This window comes from Rhizobacter sp. P3_B12 (assembly GCF_056402895.1).
In genome coordinates, this window is the sequence record NZ_JBFUGN010000352.1 from 1 (window position 1) to 5,672 (window position 5,672).

The 5,672-nt window shown below is 67.4% G+C and carries 8 protein-coding genes; 5 read left to right on the forward strand and 3 right to left on the reverse strand.

Annotated features, from left to right (window positions below; genetic code table 11):
- Positions 1 to 359, reverse strand: a 359-nt coding sequence (locus AC1D01_RS18180) for a GIY-YIG nuclease family protein (RefSeq protein WP_477868688.1), incomplete at its 3' end; no start/stop codon positions are given.
- A gap of 16 nt (positions 360 to 375) precedes the next feature.
- Positions 376 to 2,553 (reverse strand): methylmalonyl-CoA mutase, encoded by a 2,178-nt coding sequence (gene scpA / locus AC1D01_RS18185; protein ID WP_477868690.1) that lies wholly within the window; start codon positions 2,551 to 2,553, stop codon positions 376 to 378.
- 57 nt (positions 2,554 to 2,610) lie between these two features.
- Here scpA and AC1D01_RS18190 point away from each other — a divergent pair, with 57 nt between their 5' ends.
- From AC1D01_RS18190 to AC1D01_RS18210, 5 genes are all read left to right on the forward strand, one after another.
- Positions 2,611 to 3,291, forward strand: a complete 681-nt coding sequence (locus AC1D01_RS18190; protein WP_477868692.1) for a GntR family transcriptional regulator — start codon at positions 2,611 to 2,613, stop codon at positions 3,289 to 3,291.
- Positions 3,292 to 3,329: 38 nt separating this feature from the next.
- On the forward strand, positions 3,330 to 3,827 hold the full coding sequence (locus tag AC1D01_RS18195; RefSeq protein WP_477868694.1) for a dihydrofolate reductase: 498 nt from the start codon (positions 3,330 to 3,332) through the stop codon (positions 3,825 to 3,827).
- Positions 3,828 to 3,860: 33 nt separating this feature from the next.
- Positions 3,861 to 4,436 carry a DUF4337 domain-containing protein gene (locus AC1D01_RS18200; RefSeq protein WP_477868696.1) on the forward strand — a complete coding sequence of 192 codons (576 nt, stop codon included), beginning with the start codon at positions 3,861 to 3,863 and terminating at the stop codon, positions 4,434 to 4,436.
- A 49-nt stretch (positions 4,437 to 4,485) separates the two neighbouring features.
- A complete protein-coding gene (locus AC1D01_RS18205) occupies positions 4,486 to 4,908 on the forward strand; it encodes an OsmC family protein (protein WP_477868702.1) in 423 nt (140 codons plus the stop codon).
- Positions 4,909 to 5,045: 137 nt separating this feature from the next.
- Positions 5,046 to 5,312: a hypothetical protein gene (locus tag AC1D01_RS18210; RefSeq protein WP_477868698.1), complete on the forward strand. Its 267-nt coding sequence runs from the start codon at positions 5,046 to 5,048 to the stop codon at positions 5,310 to 5,312.
- On the opposite strand, the gene AC1D01_RS18215 is transcribed toward AC1D01_RS18210, so the two are convergent.
- Positions 5,260 to 5,672: GNAT family N-acetyltransferase (locus tag AC1D01_RS18215; protein WP_477868700.1), on the reverse strand; the 413-nt coding region annotated here is incomplete at its 5' end. The genes AC1D01_RS18210 and AC1D01_RS18215 overlap by 53 nt on opposite strands.

Genomic DNA, 5,672 nt, shown 5'->3' on the forward strand with positions numbered 1-5,672 from the left:
GGCTGAGCCTGTCGAAGCCCTGCCTCACCTCGCACCAGCCCTTCGACAGGCTCAGGGCGAACGGAGGGGGGCTTTGTCCGCTTCGAACGTGCGAGTTCGGAAACCTTTTCCCAGTCTCCCGCCACCAGCGCCTGCTTCTTCGCCCGGCTCCAGCCCTTCACCCGAAGCTCTCCCGCCAAGGCCTCCTCGCGCGTCGCCATCTCCTGCATCCACACCAGCTCCACCGGCCGCCGCTCATGCGTGTACCCCGGGATCTCCCCCGCCTGGTGCTGCGCGACACGCCGCTCCAGTTCATCGGTGTGYCCGACATAGAAGCTGCCATCCGCACAGCGCAGCATGTAGACGAAGAACGGCTTCACGCGGTCGTCCGTTCGCTCAACCCGCAACAGCTTTTCGAATCTGCTCCAGCACATCCTTCGCACTCGCCGGAATCGGCGTACCCGGCCCGTAGATGCCCTTCACGCCGGCCTCGTAGAGGAAGTCGTAGTCCTGCCGCGGGATCACGCCGCCGACGAACACGATGATGTCGTCCGCGCCCTGCGCCTTCAGCGATTCGATGATCGCCGGCACCAGCGTCTTGTGGCCCGCCGCCAGCGTGCTCACACCCACCGCATGCACGTCGTTCTCGATCGCCTGGCGCGCGCACTCCTCGGCGGTCTGGAACAGCGGGCCCATGTCGACGTCGAAACCCAGGTCGGCGAACGCGGTTGCCACCACCTTCGCGCCGCGGTCGTGCCCGTCCTGCCCGAGCTTGGCGATCATCACGCGCGGGCGCCGGCCCTGCGCCTGCGCGAACTCGGCGATCTCCTGCTGGAGCTTCGCCCACCCTTCGGCACTGTCGTAAGCGGCAGCGTACACACCGGTCACCTTTTGCGTATCGGCGCGGTGGCGCCCCCACACCTTCTCGAGTGCATCGCTCACCTCGCCCACCGTCGCGCGGGCCCGGATCGCATCGATGGCCAACGCGAGCAGGTTGCCTTCGCCACCCGCCGCGCACGCGCCCAAGGCCGCCAGTCTGCGCTCGACCGCCGCCGCATCGCGCGCCGCGCGCACCTGCGCGAGCCGCTTCAGCTGGTTCTCGCGCACCGCATGGTTGTCGATGTCGAGGATGTCGATCGGGTCTTCCTGCTTCAGCCGGTACTTGTTGACGCCGACGATCACGTCCTTGCCCGAATCGATGCGCGCCTGCTTCTCGGCGGCGCTCGCCTCGATCTTCAGCTTGGCCCAGCCGCTGTCGACGGCCTTCACCATGCCGCCCATCGCATCCACTTCCTCGATCAGCGCCCAGGCCGCATCGGCCATGTCCTGCGTCAGCTTCTCCATCATGTAGCTGCCGGCCCACGGGTCGACCACGCTGGTGATGTGCGTCTCTTCCTGGATGATCAGCTGCGTGTTGCGCGCGATGCGTGCGCTGAAGTCGGTGGGCAGCGCGATGGCTTCATCGAGCGCATTGGTGTGCAGGCTCTGCGTGCCGCCGAACACCGCCGCCATCGCCTCGACCGTCGTGCGCACCACGTTGTTGTACGGGTCCTGCTCGGTCAGGCTCCAGCCCGAGGTCTGGCAGTGCGTGCGCAGCATCAGGCTCTTCGGGTTCTTCGCGCCGAAGCCGCTCATGATCCTCCACCACAGCAGCCGCGCGGCGCGCATCTTGGCCACCTCGAGGTAGAAGTTCATCCCGACGGCCCAGAAGAAGCTCAGCCGCCCGGCGAACTCGTCGACGTCCAGCCCCTTGGCCAACGCCGTCTTCACGTACTCCTTGCCATCGGCCAGCGTGAAGGCCAGCTCCAGCGCCTGGTTCGCACCGGCCTCCTGCATGTGGTAGCCGCTGATGCTGATCGAGTTGAACTTCGGCATCCGCTTCGCGGTGTACGCGATGATGTCGCCGATCACCCGCATGCTCGGCTCGGGCGGGAAGATGTAGGTGTTGCGGACCATGAACTCCTTGAGGATGTCGTTCTGGATAGTCCCGCTCAGCTGCTCCTGCGGCACGCCCTGCTCCTCGGCCGCCACCACATAGCCCGCCAGCACCGGCAGCACCGCGCCGTTCATCGTCATCGACACCGACACCTTGTCGAGCGGGATGCCGTCGAACAGGATCTTCATGTCCTCGACGCTGTCGATCGCGACGCCCGCCTTGCCGACGTCACCCGTCACACGCGGGTGGTCGCTGTCGTAGCCGCGGTGCGTGGCCAGGTCGAACGCGACGCTGACGCCCTGTGCGCCGGCATCGAGCGCCTTGCGGTAGAAGGCGTTCGAGGCCTCGGCGGTGGAGAAGCCGGCGTACTGGCGGATGGTCCATGGCCGCACCGCATACATCGTCGCCTGCGGGCCGCGCACGAACGGCGCGAACCCGGGCAGCGTGTCGGTGTAGGGCAACTCGCGGGTGTCGGCGGCGGTGTACAGCGGCTTCACGCGGATGCCTTCGGGCGTCACCCAGTCGAGCGCGTCGACATTCCCGCCCGGCGCGGATTTCGCGGCCGCCTTCTGCCATGCGGGCAGCGCATCGGAATTCAACAACGCGTCTTTGGCTTCCGATTTTTTCTGGTCAGACATGGGCCCGCTCCGCTGGACGACCTGGCAGGCGTCATCCATAATTCAAAATTGAATTATATGTCCAAGGTTTCCACCGTCCCCGCTGGCAAATCGCCGGCCGCTGCCCGGCTGCCGGCCACCCAGGCCCTCTACGTGCAGGTCGCCGAGCGGCTGCGTGCGCGCATCATGGCCCACACGCTGGCGCCCGGCAGCTGGATCGACGAGCAAGCCCTGACCGCCGAGTACGGCATCAGCCGCACCCCGCTGCGCGAGGCCCTCAAGGTGCTGGCCGCCGAAGGGCTGGTGACGATGAAGCTGCGCCGCGGCGCCTACGTCACCGAGGTGTCCGAGCGCGACCTGGCCGAGGTGKTCCACCTGCTGGCGCTGCTCGAGAGCGATGCCGCCGCAGCCGCCGCCACGCGGGCCACCGACGCGCAACTGGCCGAGCTGCAGGCGCTGCACCAGGCGCTCGAAGACAGCGTGGCTGACCGCGATGCGTTCTTCCGCGCCAACGAGCAGTTCCACATGCGGCTGCTGGAGATCGCCGACAACCGCTGGCGCCACCAGCTGGTCACCGACCTGCGCAAGGTGATGAAGCTGAACCGGCACCACTCGCTGTTCAAGCAGGGGCGGCTCGAGGCCTCGCTGAAGGAGCATCGCCGGATCATGACCGCCCTGAAGGCGCGCGACGGCGCGAAGGTGCAGCAGCTGATGCAGCAGCACCTGACGAATGGACGGGACGCCGCGATGCCCGGCTGACACGAAACCCGGCGTCGCCCGAGGCGACAATCGCGCCCATGACACGCTCCCGACCACTGATCAGCCTGATCGCTGCCGTCGCCCGGCACGGCGCGATCGGCAAGGGCAACGCCCTGCTCTGCCACATCTCCGAGGACCTGAAGTTCTTCAAGCGCACCACGCTCGGCGCGCCGGTGCTGATGGGCCGCAAGACCTGGGATTCGATCGGCCGCCCGCTGCCGGGCCGCCGCAACATCGTGATCAYGCGCCAGCCGGGCTGGCAGGCTGCCGGCGCCGAGCGCGCCGGCTCGTTGGCCGAGGCGATCGCGCTGGCCGGCGACGTGCACAAGGCCTTCGTGATCGGCGGTGCCGAGATCTACCGCGAGGCGCTGCCGAGGGTCGACGAGCTGGTGCTGACCGAGCTCGATGCCGAGTTCGACGCCGATGCGTTCTTCCCCGACTGGGACCCCGCGCAGTTCAGTGCGGAACCCGGCGAGTTCCAGACCAGCCCCGATGGCATCCGCTACCGCTGGGTCACCTACAGACGCAAAGTCTGATCACGCAGTTTCCACAATCACGAGGAGGATGACATGTCCGAACACGGTTTCCACGTMCACGGCCCGCACGACCACGAGCTGGAGCATGCGGCCCAGCACAACCCCGACGGCCACGCCGGCCAGCTGGCGGTGATCACCGCGATCCTCGCGACGGTGGGCGCGATCTTCTCGTACATGGGCGGCGCGACGCAGGCCAACGCGGGGCTCTACAAGAACGACGCCGCGATCAAGAAGACCGAGGCCTCGAACCAGTGGAACTACTACCAGGCCAAGAGCAGCAAGCAGAACCTGGCCGAGCTGGCGGTCGAGCTGGCACCCGAGGGCCGGCGCGCGTTCTACACCGAGGAGATCAAGCGCTACAAGACCGAGAAGGCCGAGATCATGACGGCGGCCAAGAAGCTGGAAGACGAATCGACCGCCTTCGACAAGCAGAGCGAGGAGCAGATGCACCAGCACCACCGCTGGGCGCAGGCGACCACCGCGCTGTCGATCTCGATCGCGATGGCGGCGATCGCGCTGCTGACGAAGCGGCGCTGGGCGGAATACGTGGTGTATGGCCTGAGCGTGCTGGGCATGGGATTGGGGATCGCCGCCTGGTTCCATTGGTAGGCGTAAAGCGCTACGCTGCGCGCTCCACTTCCAGGAGAGCGGCATGAAGATCCAACGCAAGGGCTCGGCCCAATGGTCCGGCGGCATCAAGGACGGCAAGGGCTCGATCTCGACCGAGAGCGGCGCGCTGAAGGACTACCCCTACGGCTTCGCGAGCCGCTTCGAAGGCACGCCCGGCAGCAACCCCGAGGAGTTGCTCGGCGCGGCGCACGCGGCCTGCTTCACGATGGCGCTGTCGCTGATCCTCGGTGAAGCCAAGCTGCGCGCCGAGAAGATGGACACGACGGCCAAGGTCACGCTGGAGCAGGTCGAAGGCGGCTACGCGATCAGCGCGGTCCACCTGTCGCTGAAGGCCAACGTGCCTGGCGCGGACAACGCCACGTTCCAGGAACTCGCGGCGAAGGCGAAGGCCGGGTGCCCGGTGTCGAAGCTGCTGAAGGCGGACATCTCGCTCGAAGCGACCCTCATCTAGGCCGCCCGACCGCATCTCGCGGCGATGTCCTACACACGCGTCGGAATCAACCCACGGCGCCCGCGAAGGTCGGCCCCTACAGTGAGGCTGCGCCGGGATCGAAGAACCCCGGATGGCACCCACCACAGGAGGTTGCGATGAAACGAGGGATGGTCATTGCGGGGTTCGAGGTGCACGCGGACGAAGGCCTGCGGGAGATTCCGGCGGGCGCGTGCTGGGTCATCGAAGGCGCGCTGTGGGTCAAGCTGGTCTGGCACGCGGACGGCGAGCGCCAGGCCGCGACGCTGTCGGTGCGCGAGTACCAGTCGTGCCTGCAGCGCGGCTGCATCCACTTCGAGTCGGCGCCGTCGTTCAGCGAATCCGTGCGTAGACCCTTGAGTCTCGCAACATGCCGTCCGGTGTGATGCGGTCGTTGCGCCGCGTGCCTTCCAGCGTGTAGCCGGCGCGCTCGCAGACCCGCCAGCTGGCGACATTGCCGGCATCGGGCAGGGCCTCGACGCGGCGCATGCCGAGTGGGCCGAACGCCAGGTCGGTGATGGCCTGCGCCGCCTCGGTGACGAGGCCGCGGCCGGTGAATGCCGAATGCGCCCAGTAGCCGATCTCGCACTTGGGCACCGCCCAGTCGAACGCATGCAGGCTGCCGACGCCGACCAGCGTGTCGCTGCCCTTCAGGAACATCAGCATCGGCATCATCGAGCGCATCATGAAATGCGCACGTCCTTCGCGGCAGAACTGTTCGGCGCTGTCGAGCGTGGGCTCGGCCA